Below are 17,710 nucleotides of genomic sequence, written 5' to 3' on the forward strand. Positions count from 1 at the left end.
ACAACGGAGAAACTAGCAGCTTGATGTTAATGATTGTGAAATTCTAGGTCATCAGTACTTCTTGACAAAGAACCCAAAGAACCGGATAAATTAGCAGCTTGATGTTAAAAGCGATACATAAATTAGCAACTCTTTGTGATTAAATATTATAAAATTCTAGTCAATCGGGGCTTCTGGATAATGAAAAATGTTTTTAAATCTGATCTATTCTAAAGAAATAATTTTTTTGATTAAAATTGTTTCAATTTTTCACTATTTCTTTTATTGTTTATACATAAGTATGCATATGATAAACTTGTAAATACAAAAACAGCTTGCGCCCTATAAGTCATCCAATAATGAACTTGAGAATGATTCCCCAACACTAAATACCAAATATATGGAAGTACAGCGACAAAAATCATTGGGGATAATGAAATCATGGTACTGAAAGAAATCTTATTTATTACTGCCAAAATAATTAAAGCAATTAAAATTATTATAAAAATCAAAATAAATTGTTTTGTGAAAATTTGTAAAACATTTTCCTTAAGCATAAATGGCCTGTGTAGGACTGGGTTATTACTACTAATAGCTTCAGACGAAGTTCCCTCGCTACGTAACAGGACCTGATTGACCGCATCAACAATAACGTTTTTTTGTAAAATTAGTGTTGCCAAACACCATTTTGCAAGCCAAGTAATTGAGTATGAGCTAAACCACCCTAAAACAGCTAACGAAGTCGTTTTTATATTTTCTTGAAAAGAACTACCGTTGTCTTGGTAATGTTTTTTTATTAACAATAATGCCAGTGGAATCCCCAAAGTTATTACAGGATAAGTCAAAAAGTCAAAGAAATTAACCAACGATCCAATAACACAAAAAATTAGTAAGGTGTTTGGTAGTTTTCGTTTAACTAAAATATACAAGACACTTAAATTGAGTATATATAAAAGGCTTGAATATTCTAAGCACATCGGTATGATGAAAAATGAAATACTAGTCATAGCAACCGCGTAGAACAAGGCGATAACTAAATTAATTGATTTTGCAATAACATAAAATGTCAGCGCGAATAGTATCATAGAAATAAATAAACTAAAATACCTAATTGAGCTTAAATTAAAAAATGCCATTAACGGTCTCAGAAAAATCAAGTATCCTTGCCAATAACGTTCATAATGATTTATTGACATTGCAGCTACTATTGGATTGCTTTGCTTCTTAACTGTTGCACTAACCATCCAACCGTCAGTAAAATTATCAATCCTTGTACCAGTTTTGCTACTTGTATCTAATATTTCCGGATACGTTCCTTCAGTTTGTATCAATTCTAAACTTTCGCTAGCGTTTGTACGCGTCAACGAATTACTTGGAATCATAATAAGAGTCATTAAAACAAAGTAGCTAACAATTAAGATACTGATTGTTTTCAGAAATTTTTTAAACAGTCCCAATATCAAGTCTCCTTTTCATTGTTTGAATCTGGCATTTCTATTTTTGGATTAAAAACAACTCCTGCAAAAATTCCTGATAAAACTGCCTTTACACGCTTAAATTTTTTATCAGAAACTATAAAAATCTTAACTACTTTTTTTAAAGCTTTAAAGATCTCATTATAAGGCTCAATTTTTGTTCCATATTTACGTTTAGTGTACATACTATTGCGGTAAAGGTAATAATATCGGTTTATTCTTTCGACAGAATCTGACTCAATACCGCTCGCAACTGAGTTTGATTTTGATTTGTGAATAGCCTTGGCAGAGCTGACAAAATACCCAGGATAATCTCGTGAAACTCGTAAACTAAATTCAGAATCATCACCCCATATGAACATATCAGCAATCGGAAAACCATTTTTTTCTACAAGATCTCTCGAAATTGAATATGAAACAAAAGATCCATAGTTAACTTTAACCAATCCATCATCAATTAAGATAGGCCAATCATCAGCTGGTGTCATCACGTTTGCAGGAGAACCATCTTTCCATCTCACGTTACTAATTAAGAAACTAACATCAAATCTTCTTCGTGCATCCAATAGCTGCTTGTTACAATCCTCCTGAACTACTGTATCATCGTCCATGAGCCAAAAGTTAGCATCCTGAGTTTCATTGTACGCAATTTTCAACCCATTATTAAAGCCACCAGCACCACCTAAATTATTCTCTGAATTAAATATAATATATTTCGAATCATTTAACGAATCAAGGTATTGTCTTGTATCGTCAGTACTTGCATTATTAACTATTACAATATGTTTAACTGGTTCCGTCTGATTATTTATTGCATTAATACATTCTTTTAACAATTCACTTCGGTTGTAGGTAACCACTACTGCACATGTATCCATGATTATTAGAATCCCCTATTTCTTATTCTTTGTTTTTATTTTTTTTGACTTAAAAAAGAATTCTATTCCCAAACAAGATTCAACTGCTATTAGTGCATATAGACTGCTCAAATATGCATTACTTAAAGAAATAAACGAAGTCGCAGAAACATAACCTAACATTATGATTCTCAGAATAATTTCTAGCATTATACCAATAAATATGATGACTAAACCAAGCTCTTCTTTTGATCTTACATTGTTCCTATCTCTTGATTTTCTAAGAACAGTGATAATATACACGATTACGCCAAGACCACCAAGAAGCTCAATCACCGCACTCAACCATCGGAGACTTTTGAATATTGGCACACGATCATCCTTGACATTTGAAGTTGGAAATCCAGCTTTTGTAAAGTCCGCCATTTTTTTTAAATAGGCATTATCTTGATCAGCTTTTACATATGGAACATCATAGTTCAACCATCTTATTTCTACAATTTGTTTTATTGCTAAACCACTAAATTTTATGCTAGGTTTAATTGATTTAATATTAAATTTAGATGAAAGGGATGCTCGTTCTTTACTATAACCTTTCAATTTGCCTTCTTTAATTTGTTTATTTATTTCTTTTGAAAGTTTTGTATAGTATCGTTCTGCTTTTGGTGCAGTATTTGCTTCTCCCGAAAGATATGCCGATCTCCTTAATGCCCAGAAGAACCATCCACCTTGATAATCATTGCCAAAACTTGGTTCAGCAACTCCAAAGTTTTTAAAGTATCCAGTATTTCCAGGTACAATTCCATCTAAAAAAGGTTGTAATTTTTTAAAATCTTTTACAGAATCATAAGCTCTTGCTCTCATTTGAGAATTTACTGGCACATTAATTACCCACTGATTTGTTTTTATATTGGTTAAAGCCCCATAAGCCGATTTAAAATCTTTTGATACGTAATCATTAACTACTGATCTTCCGTAGTGTATAAAGTTATTATGTTTAATAATTCCATTAACACCATACATTGATATCACTGGCAATACGCATATCACAATCAAACACAGTGTCTGTTTCCATTTATTATTAAAGACTGAAAATACGATAGTTACTAGCAGAGCAACAATAATGAATGGGTACATCCAAAAAGCATCTTCGCGTAAATTAATCCAAAAAGGTAATATTATAACTCCAATCAATGAATAAAATAAAATACCAACTTTAGATAGTGAGATAACACTGTAATTAAATGTGCCCACAACCCATGAAATTAACAATAGAATGCTGCCATACGTAATTGAATCCCTATACAAAGTCGCTTGCGAAACATCAAACAATATCGGATGCAATAGTAGTGTTCCAAATAAAAGTAAACTCATCCATTTCTTATTAAATAGTGGTTTTAATGAACCAACAACAATTGAAACTGCGAGTAAATTGAACACACCTAATCCAAGCCACAATGGAAGTTTTACTGCATGTAGCAAAACCAAAAAAAAGGGATAGGAAATCCCTTTCGCCAAATTTATTGATGTATAAGGTCCAAGCCACTGACCATGATATATATAATTCGCCAGTTTGACTTGTAACGTTGAATCGTATTCTGCAAATGGTTGTATATAGAAATTTCTATTGAAAATGAGCAAGAAATACAATAGCGTAACCAATATATATGCAGTCCATCTTATTACATTTTTCTTATTCATCATTGTCTTTCCTAATTTTTAGAATTCCAGCAAAAAAGCTTCCAAATAAAACTTGAACGCCAGCAACCATCAAAATCATAGCGGGTATTGTAATTCGCATTATTTTAACAGGATTCAAATTTTTAAAATCACTTTGGGACCAGACGGCCAATGAAATCACAGCCAGCAAAAATCCTAAAACAAAAACAATCAATCCAATCAAAATACCTTTTTCAACGGTAACTCTCTCAATAACTTCTGAAAGCTTATCCACGACCGGAAAATAACTCGTTGTATTAGCATATATATAAGTAAAAATTGCAAACAATATTGCTTGTATACCAGCAATAGTTAAACCGCCGAGAAATAGTAATGTATTAATGTCAAAGTTAACGGAATTAATATGAAGTGTTCCTTGAGAAAGCACAATCATTCCCAATAAACCACATAAAAACATAACGATTCCAGGATATAAAAATAACCATTTTGGACTGTACATTAACATAAATCTAAGATGTCTCCATCCATCTGTCCACGTGCTTAAATGGGGCTCAGCCGTTCGTCCATCTTTTCTTAAAATCGTAGGTACTTCAGAAACTTGATAATGATGTAATGAAGACTGAACAATCATTTCACTGGCATACTCCATACCAGTTGTTCTTAAGTGCAAGTCCATTATTCTTTCACGGTTATACCCTCTCAACCCACAGTTAAAATCACCAATTTTATTGTGATAGAATAATCTACCAATAAAAGATAGAACCGGGGTACCCAAATAATGATGTAAAAAAGGCATTGCACCTGGTTCAATTCCTCCTTTAAACCGATTCCCCATTACTAAGTCATCGCCATTTCGAAGTCTTTCAATAAAAGGCATCAAGTGAAAAAAGTCGTAACTGTTGTCAGGATCACCCATAATTACATATTTGCCGAGAGCTTCTTTTGTTCCGCCAATCAAAGCACTTCCATATCCACGATTCTTAATGTGAGCTACTCTGACATTCCGGTCTATATATTTTTCAGCAATTTCGATGCTTCCATCTGTACTACCATTATCAGCAACGACAATCTCCCCACTAACTGTTGGATTTGCTTCAAAAAAACTTAATGCTTCAAGAATACTTGCTTCTAAAGTTTCAGACTCATTCAGGCACGGCATTAAAATCGTAAGTTCTTTTCCATTTATCATAATTTACACTCCATCAATTTTTGTTTAACCATTGCTTCTTAATTTCTTCGGAAGTATCACCAAGAAAAACGATAACATAATTTTCCCACTTAATGTTGATTTTTTATTGGGAAACTTGATAATTGTTAATAAATTCTTATAAGCACTGCCATCATGCCAAATATTAGCATATTCTGATAAGTATTTTTTATCACTGGGGTTCAAGTCATCACTATGAGCATCAAAAAACGCTGCTGCTTGACGCAATATTTTATTGGATCTTTTGATTTCTGTTCCGATTTTAGATATCCGCTTCAATCTGCTTACTACTCCGTCAACACCTCCGACAACGTTATCAGCATGTTGTCGATAAAACATAGTTTCGTCTTTAACAAAAGCATTAACACCAAAACCAGAAGCAATTAATGCAATCCACCAGTCATGCATAAACATTTCGTCATATTTATCTTCATCAGCGATAATAAAATTTTTCATTACATTATTTATCATAGAAGTACATCCAGCAACATTATTAGTGAAAATCAATTGTTTGAATTCAGTAGATACATTATCTCCCCAAATTTTATCACCAATTATATCAAGTTCATTATCAACTAAGTACAAATTTGTATGTACTAACGATGGCTTAGTTAAAATTTCTGACTCTTTCATCTTCTTTAACGTTTTACTAACTTTATCTCTCATCCACACATCATCTTGATCAGAGAACATATAATAATTTGCGTTGACCTGTTTAAGTAAGTAAAAGAATGATTTAGTTACCCCCAAATTTACATAATCATTTGGATTCAAGAAAAAAACGTTATCATATTTACGCACGAAATCATTTATGATTACTCTTGTACCATCTTTTGAGTTGTCATCTCGAATGTATAGCACAAAATTATCATAATCTTGATTTAAAATTGATTCTATCTGCTTAGCCAAGTACTTTTCACCATTATAGGTAGATAGCAATATTGCAACTTGCTCCGAGTTAATCAAAACTGTACTCACCTCTCATTTTTAAATTAAATTCTTTGCTTAATGAATTCTTTTACTTGATTGATAACTGGAGCCTTAGTCAATATTAATCCAGCAACGTAAATCATAGCACCAACTATTACCTGTAAAACTAAATTTTGAATAGACATATTCATTATAGAACTAAATCTGTACACCACAATAGACATGATTGCCCCACTCAAAAAATATTTCCAAAGATTTTTGAACAACTCTCTTCTTCGAATTGTGGTACGTATAAAATAAATTTGCGTGGCTGCAACAACAAATTCTGAAACTGTAGTTGCTAAAGCAGCCCCATTTGCACCATAGGCTTCTATCAAGAAAATATTCAAAATTACGTTTACTACTGCTCCTATAGTGACGGAGGCAGTGAATTCTTTAACTCGATTGACAGGCATCAGATACTGAGTTCCAGAAACGTTGCTCCAGGCAATGAAAACAATAATTGGTGTTTCAATGAAAATTATTTTTCCAGTGGCCCCAAAATCACTACCTAAAAACCACGGTGCAAATTTATTTGAAACTGCTGCTAATCCAAACATCATCGGTACCGCCATTGAGGTGACAAAATCAAAAGAATTGTACAGACTTTGCCTTATTCCTCGTACATCCCCATTTGCAAATTTATTTGCAATATGAGGCAACATCACCGATCCAGTGGCGGTAACTACCGCTAATACAATTTTAACAATCTTATCTGCATAATCAAATTGCCCAACCGCAACTGTATCAGCTAATCTTCCAAGCATAATTCTATTGACAACTAGGTAAACTTGAGAGGTTATTGTTGGAATAAATAGTAATAATGATGGGTAAAAATGTTTTAATGGTTTAAGTGTTTTAATTTTAATAAACTGTAAACTGCTTTTTAAGTAAGGCCAAAGTGTCAAATTACCAACCACTTGGGACATAGCTAATAATAGAATATATATATCCAAATCATCTGGTGTTTTAACTAGAGTAAATATAAGCGCAATTGAAAGTACTTTAATTATCATATTACGTAAAACTGTCTTTTTAAAATCTTCCATTCCCATAAAATACCAGGAAACATCCAATCCCCCTGCAATAATCAGAAGAGACTGTATGAGAAAAAATTCTCGGTACCCATGAGCAAAAAAATACAGAAAAATGACAAACAGTATATAAGCAAACATAATGGTCATAAACTGAAGCACTTCAATTTCCCAAAAAATTCTTGATCTTGTTTCTTTATTATTTCTATTATAGGCAATTTCACGGTTCCCATATAGAGCAATTCCCATCTGTCCCAATAGCAAAAAAAAGGTTACCCATGAATTAGTGTAAGAGTTTATACCAACACCATGAGCACCCAATACCCGAGAAACATACGGTACAGTTACTAAAGGAGCAAATAGGACTAATAGCTGATACCCAACATTATACAAATAATTTTTTACAACTTGCATTTTATTTTTCAAACTCCTGAGTTACTGTAGTTAAAGCAGCGTGTATTACCTGATGCATATCGTAATATCTATATTGTCCTAGTCTACCACCAAAAATAACACTTGGAACATTTTGCGCCAAATCTTTATACTTCTTATACAACTCATTATTTTTGCTGTCATTCATTGGATAATAAGGTTCATCACCTCTAGACCAATTTGCTGGATACTCTCTAGTGATAACAGTCTTTCCCTCTTTGCCTTTACCAAATTCAAAATGCTTGTGTTCAATAACTCTAGTATATGGTGTTTTCGCATCAGTGTAATTAACTACGGCGTTCCCTTGATAGTTGTTAACATCCAATTCGTCAGTTTCAAATCTTAAACTGCGATATTCCAATTCTCCCAATTGATAATCGAAGAATTGATCAATCATTCCTGTGAAGATTACTTTAGGGAAGTTTTTGATATAATCATTCTTTTTATCAAAAAAATCAGTATTAATTTCAACATCAATTAATTTATTTTCTAACATTTTTTTAACTATTTGTGTGTACCCGCCAATTGGAATTCCTTGGTATTTATCATTGAAGTAATTGTTATCATACGTTAAGCGTACAGGCAATCTACGAATAATAAATGATGGTAATTCCGTAGCTTTCTTGCCCCATTGTTTCTCTGTATACCCTTTAATCAACTTTTCATAAATATCAGTACCTATTAATGAAATCGCTTGTTCTTCCAAATTTTTTGGGTTATCTGAAATATGTGCTTTTTGTTTTTGCTGTTCAATTTCAGCAACTGCCTCAGATGGTGTCTGTACCCCCCATAATTTGTTAAAAGTGTTCATATTGAAAGGTAAATTATAAATTTCACCATTGTAATTTGCAATAGGACTATTAGTATATCGGTTAAATTCAGCGAACTGCTGGATATAGTCCCAAACTTCTTTATTTGAAGTATGAAAAATATGCGCACCATATTGATGTACCTGTATCCCGTCAACTTCATGCGTATAAATATTACCAGCGATATGGTCTCGCTTCTCAATTACTTTCACACGTTTTCCACGCTTTGCTGCCTCATACGCAAACGTTGCCCCAAATAGTCCAGATCCCACAACTAAGTAATCATATTTTTCCATATTTTCTACCTCCGTTTATTGTTTTTTACCGCCAAATTTTCTTCTTAAGAAATTAAATATTTTCTTTACCCAGTGTTGATTCTCTAATAAAACCACATGCGTTTCTGCGATTGACTTGTTATTCGTCTGAATCCAGACGTCTAAAAGGCGTTCACTAACAAAACCAAATACTCTTTTTTGGTAACTTGAATATTGACTTATATCAATATTTGTCTCCAAACTATCAAGAATATCAAACAGCCACTGACAATAATCCTTGAAATCATCTTGTTTCATGATAAACATATTTAAAATATGGCCAGATGTTTTTGACATTGTTTTATCAAAAGCACGCAAATATGTTGGATATTTTTCAGCTAATACTTTTCTAGCAAAATCTAACGGTTCCTGTGGATGTGCATGAATATAATGATTATAATTGCTTTCAATCCAATAATGGCGTTTTTTTGGAACTATGATGTCTGCAGTTTTAAATAACTCAATAATCTGTTTTTTTGTTAATATATCATCAATTTTTTTTGAAGATTTTTTCCCAAAATATCTTCTGTAATGAACTAAGCCTACTGCATCAGCATTCAAATTTTTCCACGCCCAATATAAGGCGGTCAATTCGTTATACTGTCCATTTTTTTTTGAAATATTATCTCCAGTATTATCTCCAATAAAGCTTTTGTTTACATCTGGATGTATATCTTTACCAACAAAAATTGGCAAATACAATTTATTATCTGAAGGCATTTCGTAATTTTTATGAGTAGCGACCAATATTTTTATATTCATTGTATCTCCTCTGTCTTTATTGCACTTACAAATCTTTTATAATAATTAGATTCAGAAAACTTAGATGCACTCTCAGCTAAGTATTCTTGGCTTGGTAGATGATAATCTCTAGATATAATTTTTGAAAGGTCATTTTTTAATTCATTAGTATCACCCTGATGATAAATAAACCCATTGTGACCATTAATAATATCTTTAGGTCCCGTTTCACAATCTGAGCTAACCACAAAGACTCCATGAGTTAATGCTTCAGCCAACACCATACCAAATCCCTCGTAAGTTGAAGTTAAAACAAGTGCATCGGCATATTTAATTTCATTCCATACATTATCATTAAAGCCTTCAAACGAAACTTTCTCTTCTAACATATTTTGTTGAACGAATTTCTTAGCTTGCTCGACTTCACGTGGTACGCCATCACCATATATTTTTAATGTCCATTTTAATGTTGTAGACAACATACTCAAAGCTTCAAAAAGTTCAATTAAATTTTTTTGTCCATGCAACATGACTCTACCAACATAAATTAAGTTAATTATTTTTTTATCTCTTGGTATTAATCTTGTTGAATTTTGTACAGGATTATAAATTAGATGAACGTTTTCTTCACTAATTCCATAAGAAAGTAATTCTTCTTGAACACCGCTACTTATAGCAAGATACTTATCAGCTTTTTTCAAAGCAAATTTACTGACCTTTTTCTTTTTTAGTGAGTAATGATACCATGCTACTACACTAATATTTCGCTTTAGTACTGTTTTCCATAAAAAACTTAATGCCCACATTACAGGGTTGGTTGAAATAATAACATTGGCATCCGTTAATTTGACCTTTTTGAAAATCCAAAAAGGTAACATAATAAGGTATTGAACTGTTCTAACTTTTTTTGCACTTGCCATCTTAACATCAGAATAATCTGAATCTTTAATCCAATACGTATCCAAAGTACCACCATACTGTGTAACGTGAATTTTAGTTTCAGGGTCTGTTTTGCTAGCTTCAACTAGATTATGTATTACCTTCTCTGTTCCGCCAAACCCTGTCATAAAGGGTAATAAAAGTTCTATTTTTTCCACAGTAAGCCTCTTTTCTCGCTTGAAATAAAGTTAATGGCAACAATGTAAGCAAAGAAAATTGTATAATAAATACATTGATTCCATTCAAATGAAAACAAACTAATTGTAGTCAAATTAATTAAGTACATAAAAAATGAGTGCATAACGAATTTATTGAACGAGTTATTACTTGACCTTAAAATTACTAATGATTTTTTTATTTTTCCTTTTATAAAAATGAACATTGGCACGACCAATACCAATCCAAAATAAGAAAAAATTTCCCCCCATACACTTTGATCTGCAAATCCAGTGTAACTGAAAATCTTTATAAACTCTTCGTTGATTGTCATAGAGAATGGCACGTATGTGAAAACATACGGACTTGTAAAGCCCATTCCAACGCCAATAATTGGATTATGGATGAATGTTAAAAACAAACCAATAGTTCCACCAAGTCGGTTAGATATTCCTTGCTTTTTTAGTAAATAATTATTCAACATAGTATGAACAAAACTAAGCTCAAAATAAGAAATTATCAATACCACAAGTAAGATTAGACCAAGTCCAAAAAAATTTTTTTTATCTTGCTTATTTGAGAATATCAATAACTCAATAGCAGCCAGGCCTATTGCAACGAAGCCCGTACTTGTTTTCGCTAAGAACAAAATAATTATTGTTGTGACAAGTACAATCCATAGAATAATATAGCTACATTTTTTCTTTAACCCAAATAAATTAAAATGATTCGTTATACCACTAACAATCATTGGAATAAACACAATGGCTATCATAGCTGCTAAGAAGCTTGCTTCCGGTAAAAGCCCATTAACTCTATTTAGAGTAGTCACGTAACTTCCTAGTGAATAAAAATCATTTCTACCAACGTGTCTCTGTTCAAAACTTCCAATAAAGTTGGCATAACCATCAATTGATCCAGTAACTGTATCAATTGCTTGTGGAATCAAAATTAAAATTAAATAGATTACAAAAGTAATTACGGAGCCAGAAAAAAATTTTTTTATAGATATTTCACTGTCGAATGTAAATTGCACAACATAGTACGTCACAAAAATAATAAAACCCGTAACAATTACTGAAATAGTGCCATTTAAAATCCCTGCAGTTTGTTCCATTTCACGCGGATATCTAAAATTTGTCAATAAAATAGCAATGATTTGGCAAATAAGAATCAAGAAAGTAGAGTACAGTACGTTTAGGCTTAACTTAAATGTTGTTAGTTTTTTCTTAAACAAAATTATATACAACAAAAATGCACACATAAAAAAAAAGGGAGCGCTTTGTGAAATTAAAGGTCCTTTGTTTATTAATACTTTAGTGAGCAATCCTGAAGGAACCAACCAATATACCATGAAATCATTCCGTTCTTTGTTTAATTATAAGTCCGTATTTTACCAGCAATAATAAAATCGACGTTACAACGCCGGTTACAAATCCAAGTACAGCATATTTTTTTAATGATGGAGTACTTTCAGCTTTGACATTACTATTTGTTGATTTTTCTAGAATATGAACTTCTCCGGCATTAGGAACCAATGAATACAAGTTATCCTTCAAAACTTGATTGAATATATTTACGATTCTAACTGCCCTCGTAGCGTTATTTGCTGAAGCAGCGACATCATAGGTTAGTGATCCAGCTGTTCCTTTTATTTCAATATTTTTAAGGTTTGCAATTTTAAGCCTTTTTCCATGCTTATAGGTTTGATTATATTTGTTTACAACTTGTTTTAAAATTGTAGAATTAGTTTCAAGTTTCTCATATGTTGGTGCCATATCCATGTCTAACTTGAAAAGATCATCCTTGCGTGAAACTCCTGAATACTCATGAGAAATAATAATTTGCGATGTAGCAGTATAGGTAGTAGATTTGTTCATTTTCGCATAGCCACCAAATATTAGTGCAAAAACAAAAGCTGAAACGACAACAATCCAACTTCTTTTTACCATGTAATTCATTATTTCACCAAAAGTTACTGTTTTATTCATCTTTACCTAAATTCCTCTCAATAAGCGCCGTCAGATTTTATGATACTCAATAAATTTTTAAAAATTATTTTTACATCGAACAAAAAACTGACATGATCAACGTAATATAGCTCTATATCAGCTCTTTCTGGATATCCAATATTGCTACGACCACTTGCTTGCCAATAACCCATTGCCCCTGGCCTAACACTTAAAAACTTGTCAATATTTTCACCATACTCATATAACTCTTCCATTACAACTGGACGCGGACCAACCAATGCCATCTCACCTTTAATAATGTTGATAAATTGTGGTATTTCATCAATTGATGTTTTACGGAGCCACACACCCAGTTTGGTTATCCTTGGATCTTCTTCTGGTGTTAATTTATAATTATTTTTCACATATTTATTGTAAAGTTCAGGATTTGCAGCCAACACTTGATCAGCATTTACAATCATAGACCGAAATTTATAGATATAAAAATTATTATGATCCCGACCGACTCTTAATTGTTTAAAAAACAAAGGCCCAGAGTTTTTTCCAAATCTCGAAAAAAAGTATAAAATTAAAAAAATTGGACTAGTTATTATTAATGCAAGGCAAGATAATACTATGTCAAAAAATCTTTTGAAAAATGTATAAATCATTTGTTCACCAATCCCGAATGCATATTATTCCAATCAAATTATTACTCATTCTATGTTACCAGTATTGACAAATTATATAAAGTTAATATTCACTTAAATTTGTTTTTAAACAAGTATCTTTCGTATACCAAGCGAATTTTAGTTGCGAACCCACTTAATTAGCGATCCAAATTGTCTGGGCATATATAAATTTCTAAATATGGGGATTTTTGGAATTATTAAACAAGCAAAACCAACAAACAGGATTCTATAAACAATACCAACAATAATTGCCACGCTGTACGGCAAAATAGGTGTAATAAAACTCATTATTCTCGACCATAATTGTATGTTGTCTAAATCAATTATATGCAAGCACAGAATTACTAAAGAATTCCGACCAAAAAATGTCAATATTTTCTCAATTTTGTTGTTCCTAAAAGCGTAATCCATTTTAGTTGATAACTTTATCACCAAAATGCTACCCCCAACGCCTCCAAGCATACTTATTAAGACGTTTGGTGATGTCATTGTAACCATCCCAAAAACACCACTGTATGAAGACCAAACAAAAAATACACATGAAAATAACATTAACCATTTGTTTAAACTATCGATCATATTTCTTTTTTTCAAAATGTATCCACAATATAAGAAAAATTGTGCACCAAGTGCTGAATTCAATGATAATGGAAACAACATTATTTGTGTCATCCAAATTCCACATAGACTTAAGATAACAAATATACATCCCTTGGCGATTGAATCATGTCGCCCGAGATTAAATCCCATAATGAAATTAAAGATTTGGGAAGATAAAAACATTGCTAACAAGAACCATAATGCTCCTACGGATGATATTGAATGGTGAAAAACATTCACATCCACACCGACGCCATACATACTAGATTTTACTAATTGATGTAATGATAAAATCCTAGGTAAAAATATTGGATTAGGTAAAAATCTACAAAATATTATCACAATACCTTCAATGAAAATTGTAGCAATGTAAGGTATAATTAAAGTGGTAAGATTATTTTTTAGCAAAACAAGAAAGCTCTTATGTCTGTATAGATAACCGCTCAATACAAAAAAAATTGGCATATGAAATGCAAAAATAACATTCCCTATAATTCCGGGCCAATAATTTCCAAGAGAATGGCCGATAACCACACACAAAATTGCAATTCCTCTTGCTACGTCAATCCATTTAATTCTCAATTTGTTTGTCATCAATTATAATCTCCAAAAAAAAGGCAAGTTACAACGTAAATTGTACGTTATAACTTGTCTGATTTATTTAAATACTAAAACCAACAGTATTCCATGAATATAAGTCATAAGCATTCATGGTATTTATTAACGTTGAAGTATATGTTGGGCTTGTAGCATAACCATCTTGTCTAATTAAGGTTGCAACAATATTAGAGTTTGTTTGACCTATTAAATTAGAATATCTAGAGTTAGATGTCAAAAAAGCAGAGTGATCACCAATACTCTGTGCATAACTATCATATGCCCTAAATGCAGCATTAACAGTTACATAACTTCCACCATAGTATTCTCCAGTTGGTAATGTTACAGAATGTCCGTTATAACTTCCCTTGATACCAAATAAGTTATTATAATTTGCTGAAAGGCTTGAGGTCCCCCAACCGCTTTCAATAATTGCTTGCGATGCCGTTAATGCAGGCAATATTTTATGATTCACCCATTCAATAATAGCACCATATAGAACTTTATTTAAAAAGGCATTTTGATAAGCTTGCAAGTGATTATTGTAATATGATAACACACCATTTCCATCATAGTTCAAGTAACCAGAACCCAAATTAGCATTTTGATTGCGTGTTAATGCTCCATTACCGTCAAAGTAATAAATATTACCCCAATTTACATAGTACTTATTAGTATATCTTGCACCATCATTTCCAAAATAATACTGATTACCCCAGTTTGAATAAAATTGATTTGTATATCTAGCACCATTGTCACCAAAGTAATAAACGTTACCCCAATTTGTATAGCATTGATTTGTATATCTCACACCATCATTTCCAAAATAATAAACATTGCCCCAATTTGAATAAAACTTATCCTGATACATTATACCGTCGTTACTGAAGTAATAAACTTTATCTTTATTTGTGTAGAATTGATCATCAAATCTGGCACCATTATCACCAAAATAGTACTTATTACCCCAATTCGTATAAAATTTATCAGTATATCTAGCACCGTCTACTCCAAAATAGTAAACATTACCCCAATTCGAATAAAACTGGTCTTGAAACATTTGTCCGTTCAATCCGAAATAGTAAACCTTACCATCATCAACATTGAAAAAATTAGTTTTCATTTGGAACGTACTTTCATCAAAAAAATAAGTTTTTCCATCAACAACTTGGGTCCCACTCAATTTTTGACCATCTTGGTATAAATAAGTTTTCCCACCTTGTAATGCCAACCCGTTTTTTTCTGAGCTTTCAACTGTTGCCGCCGTAGCACTTTTATAAATGATTGAATTAGTATCAACTGCATTACTTTCACTTGTCGCATCAGATGCATAATCAACTAATGAATTGTCAGTCGTACTCGTCACATCATTCTTTAAATTTTTTGCATCTAGTGATTCTTTAGAACTGTCATTATTTGATACCGGATTATCATCAATCAAAACACTTTGTTTTGTCTCATTATTTGTGTTATCAGTATCTGATTCAGTAGTATAATTCAATTTATCATTATCATTTAAGTTTGTGTTAGTTTGAGTTTGATCTGAACTACTTACTAACGCGACATCACTACCTTGGATTGTATTGACATTATTTTTATCTAAATTCTGAACCTGTTCAGAACTTTGACTTGAAACTTCATCTGCTTGAGTAGTTGTAGTCGCAGTTGCAATTCCAACTAGCATTGAAACTGCAGCAACCATTCCAATACACCAATTTTTACCTTTTTTGAATAATTTAAATCTTGGACTTTCTATCATTTACATACTCCTCACAATAATTTTAAATGAATCATACCATATCCTTAAAGAATTATTTAAAATTAAATAAAAATGTCACCCTAATGTAACACTAGAGCAACACTTTTTAATTATCAAAATTGAACATAATAATATTCAACTAATTGAGCAAATGTATCCATATTGTAATTTGCACCGAATAGTTTGCTTGCGTTTGTCGACCAATACCCATCTGGATCTGTATGGTCGGTTCCACCTAAATATTCAGTGACATTATGATGTGACCATATTGTGCCAACTCCGTTAGATTCAGTCTGCACTTTCAATCCATATTGATTTAATAGATACGCCGTATAATATGCCGCGTTATTAAGTTCACTTGCAAACGAATAGGCATCATGTACTTCAACTTGTTCAAATTGAACAAACCTTTGATTTCCAAACGGTCCACTTCCCCAACACTTAAGGTCAGTATTTGCAACGTTAATAATACGTGAAGCATCAACATATGAATGGACAAACGCATTTTCATAATTATTTTGTGCGTAATTGATTTCGCCTTCAATACTATCATTTTTATTAGCGGTTTCATGTACCACCACTCCTTCTGGAGAGCCTGTCCGGTATTGCATATCAGCTGTAGGATATCCGCCCCAAATAAGCGTTTCTACGTTTGCGTGTCTAAATCCGTTAGCAATGATGTAAGCATTTATAGAATTTGATAGATTCAATATTCCTTGATTATTTGCATAAAAATCAATAAAGTTATAAACAAAATGTGTATTTTTCAGCAGAACACCATTGTCGCCAAAATAATACAGATTATTCCAGTTACTGTAAAATTGATTCGTATATCGAGCTCCATCATTTCCAAAGTAATATAAATTACCCCAGTTGCTATAAAATTGGTTAGTGTAGCGAGCTCCATCATTTCCAAAATAGTATAAATTATTCCAATTACTGTAAAATTGGTTATCTAATCTTGCACCGTTATCACCAAAATAATACACATTACCCCAATTTGTATAGAAATTATCCTCATACCTGACTCCATTAACATCGAAGTATGAAGTACCATTAGCATTGTCAAAAAACTTATTTGAATATCTTGAACCATCAGCGCCAAAATAATAAGTATTTCCCCAATTTGTATAGTACTTATTTTGATACAATTGTCCATCATTTCCAAAATAGTAAACTTTATTATTATTCAAGGTAGATTGTAAAATTTAAGTTGAACATATTAGTGGACAGAAAAACCCATAAAGGCCTTTAATGGTGTCACCACAACATTCCACTAGAAAGAAGGACCTTTATGGGCACCACTATTTTATCATTTGAAGACCGCGTTGTCATCGAAACACTTCATCATGAAAAGCACTCACTTCAATATATTGCCGATTATTTAGGCTTTAGTAAAACCACTATCTTTAATGAGGTTCATCGCTTAGCTGGTGAGTACCACGCAGTTAAGGCTCAAACTGACCATGAAGTTAAACTTAGTCATCGTGGTCGTAAAACCATCTTAACGACTAACCT

General features: G+C 32.1%; 16 protein-coding genes. 1 reads left to right on the forward strand and 15 read right to left on the reverse strand.

The genetic code is table 11. The features are described 5' to 3' along the window. Positions 1 to 230: 230 nt before the first annotated feature. The 15 genes from FFM59_RS06960 to FFM59_RS10195 form a co-directional block, all read right to left on the reverse strand. The gene (locus FFM59_RS06960; protein ID WP_137602321.1) at positions 231 to 1,436 is read right to left on the reverse strand and encodes a hypothetical protein; all 1,206 of its coding nucleotides are present in this window, start codon (positions 1,434 to 1,436) and stop codon (positions 231 to 233) included. 2 nt (positions 1,437 to 1,438) lie between these two features. Next, the gene (locus tag FFM59_RS06965) at positions 1,439 to 2,332 is read right to left on the reverse strand and encodes a glycosyltransferase family 2 protein (protein WP_137602322.1); all 894 of its coding nucleotides are present in this window, start codon (positions 2,330 to 2,332) and stop codon (positions 1,439 to 1,441) included. A gap of 15 nt (positions 2,333 to 2,347) precedes the next feature. Beyond that, entirely contained in the window at positions 2,348 to 4,015 is a 1,668-nt protein-coding gene (locus tag FFM59_RS06970; protein ID WP_137602323.1) for a hypothetical protein, read from the reverse strand. Beyond that, on the reverse strand, positions 4,005 to 5,180 hold the full coding sequence (locus FFM59_RS06975; RefSeq protein ID WP_137602324.1) for a DPM/DPG synthase family glycosyltransferase: 1,176 nt from the start codon (positions 5,178 to 5,180) through the stop codon (positions 4,005 to 4,007). Before FFM59_RS06975 ends, FFM59_RS06970 begins: the two co-directional genes overlap by 11 nt. 24 nt (positions 5,181 to 5,204) lie before the next feature. After that, the gene (locus FFM59_RS06980) at positions 5,205 to 6,176 is read right to left on the reverse strand and encodes a glycosyltransferase family 2 protein (RefSeq protein ID WP_137602325.1); all 972 of its coding nucleotides are present in this window, start codon (positions 6,174 to 6,176) and stop codon (positions 5,205 to 5,207) included. Positions 6,177 to 6,190: 14 nt separating this feature from the next. After that, on the reverse strand, positions 6,191 to 7,615 hold the full coding sequence (locus tag FFM59_RS06985; RefSeq protein WP_137602326.1) for a flippase: 1,425 nt from the start codon (positions 7,613 to 7,615) through the stop codon (positions 6,191 to 6,193). Between the two features lies 1 nt (position 7,616). Then, the gene (gene glf / locus FFM59_RS06990) at positions 7,617 to 8,738 is read right to left on the reverse strand and encodes a UDP-galactopyranose mutase (RefSeq protein ID WP_137602327.1); all 1,122 of its coding nucleotides are present in this window, start codon (positions 8,736 to 8,738) and stop codon (positions 7,617 to 7,619) included. A gap of 15 nt (positions 8,739 to 8,753) precedes the next feature. After that, positions 8,754 to 9,518 (reverse strand): DUF4422 domain-containing protein, encoded by a 765-nt coding sequence (locus tag FFM59_RS06995; RefSeq protein WP_137602328.1) that lies wholly within the window; start codon positions 9,516 to 9,518, stop codon positions 8,754 to 8,756. Then, on the reverse strand, positions 9,515 to 10,594 hold the full coding sequence (locus FFM59_RS07000) for a glycosyltransferase (RefSeq protein WP_137602329.1): 1,080 nt from the start codon (positions 10,592 to 10,594) through the stop codon (positions 9,515 to 9,517). Before FFM59_RS07000 ends, FFM59_RS06995 begins: the two co-directional genes overlap by 4 nt. After that, a complete protein-coding gene (locus FFM59_RS07005; protein WP_137602330.1) occupies positions 10,582 to 11,709 on the reverse strand; it encodes a hypothetical protein in 1,128 nt (375 codons plus the stop codon). Before FFM59_RS07005 ends, FFM59_RS07000 begins: the two co-directional genes overlap by 13 nt. A gap of 241 nt (positions 11,710 to 11,950) precedes the next feature. After that, a complete protein-coding gene (locus FFM59_RS07010; protein WP_137602331.1) occupies positions 11,951 to 12,583 on the reverse strand; it encodes a Wzz/FepE/Etk N-terminal domain-containing protein in 633 nt (210 codons plus the stop codon). Between the two features lie 17 nt (positions 12,584 to 12,600). After that, entirely contained in the window at positions 12,601 to 13,215 is a 615-nt protein-coding gene (locus FFM59_RS07015; protein ID WP_137602332.1) for a sugar transferase, read from the reverse strand. 138 nt (positions 13,216 to 13,353) lie between these two features. Next, positions 13,354 to 14,430, reverse strand: coding sequence for an acyltransferase family protein (locus tag FFM59_RS07020; protein WP_137602333.1), 1,077 nt, complete (start codon positions 14,428 to 14,430; stop codon positions 13,354 to 13,356). 67 nt (positions 14,431 to 14,497) lie between these two features. Next, positions 14,498 to 16,192 (reverse strand): glucosaminidase domain-containing protein, encoded by a 1,695-nt coding sequence (locus FFM59_RS07025; RefSeq protein WP_137602334.1) that lies wholly within the window; start codon positions 16,190 to 16,192, stop codon positions 14,498 to 14,500. Between the two features lie 113 nt (positions 16,193 to 16,305). Further along, positions 16,306 to 17,343, reverse strand: coding sequence for a peptidoglycan recognition protein family protein (locus tag FFM59_RS10195; RefSeq protein ID WP_225420324.1), 1,038 nt, complete (start codon positions 17,341 to 17,343; stop codon positions 16,306 to 16,308). 143 nt (positions 17,344 to 17,486) lie between these two features. On the opposite strand from FFM59_RS10195, the gene FFM59_RS07035 reads away from it, so the two are divergent. Then, positions 17,487 to 17,710, forward strand: a 224-nt coding sequence (locus FFM59_RS07035) for a helix-turn-helix domain-containing protein (protein ID WP_137602335.1), incomplete at its 3' end; no start/stop codon positions are given.

The sequence above is a fragment of the Paucilactobacillus nenjiangensis genome (assembly GCF_005405445.1).
Taxonomy (GTDB): Bacteria; Bacillota; Bacilli; order Lactobacillales; family Lactobacillaceae; genus Paucilactobacillus; species Paucilactobacillus nenjiangensis.

What these genes read in the sequence shown, in the direction of transcription:
- FFM59_RS06970 (WP_137602323.1), bottom strand. Translation starts at nt 4,015, where the DNA reads ATGATGAATAAGAAAAATGTAATAAGATGGACTGCATATATATTGGTT.
- FFM59_RS06965 (WP_137602322.1), bottom strand. Translation starts at nt 2,332, where the DNA reads ATGGATACATGTGCAGTAGTGGTTACCTACAACCGAAGTGAATTGTTA.
- FFM59_RS07015 (WP_137602332.1), bottom strand. Translation starts at nt 13,215, where the DNA reads ATGATTTATACATTTTTCAAAAGATTTTTTGACATAGTATTATCTTGC.
- FFM59_RS07020 (WP_137602333.1), bottom strand. Translation starts at nt 14,430, where the DNA reads ATGACAAACAAATTGAGAATTAAATGGATTGACGTAGCAAGAGGAATT.
- FFM59_RS07010 (WP_137602331.1), bottom strand. Translation starts at nt 12,583, where the DNA reads ATGAATAAAACAGTAACTTTTGGTGAAATAATGAATTACATGGTAAAA.
- glf (WP_137602327.1), bottom strand. Translation starts at nt 8,738, where the DNA reads ATGGAAAAATATGATTACTTAGTTGTGGGATCTGGACTATTTGGGGCA.
- FFM59_RS06975 (WP_137602324.1), bottom strand. Translation starts at nt 5,180, where the DNA reads ATGATAAATGGAAAAGAACTTACGATTTTAATGCCGTGCCTGAATGAG.
- FFM59_RS07005 (WP_137602330.1), bottom strand. Translation starts at nt 11,709, where the DNA reads ATGGAACAAACTGCAGGGATTTTAAATGGCACTATTTCAGTAATTGTT.
- FFM59_RS07025 (WP_137602334.1), bottom strand. Translation starts at nt 16,192, where the DNA reads ATGATAGAAAGTCCAAGATTTAAATTATTCAAAAAAGGTAAAAATTGG.
- FFM59_RS06985 (WP_137602326.1), bottom strand. Translation starts at nt 7,615, where the DNA reads ATGCAAGTTGTAAAAAATTATTTGTATAATGTTGGGTATCAGCTATTA.
- FFM59_RS06995 (WP_137602328.1), bottom strand. Translation starts at nt 9,518, where the DNA reads ATGAATATAAAAATATTGGTCGCTACTCATAAAAATTACGAAATGCCT.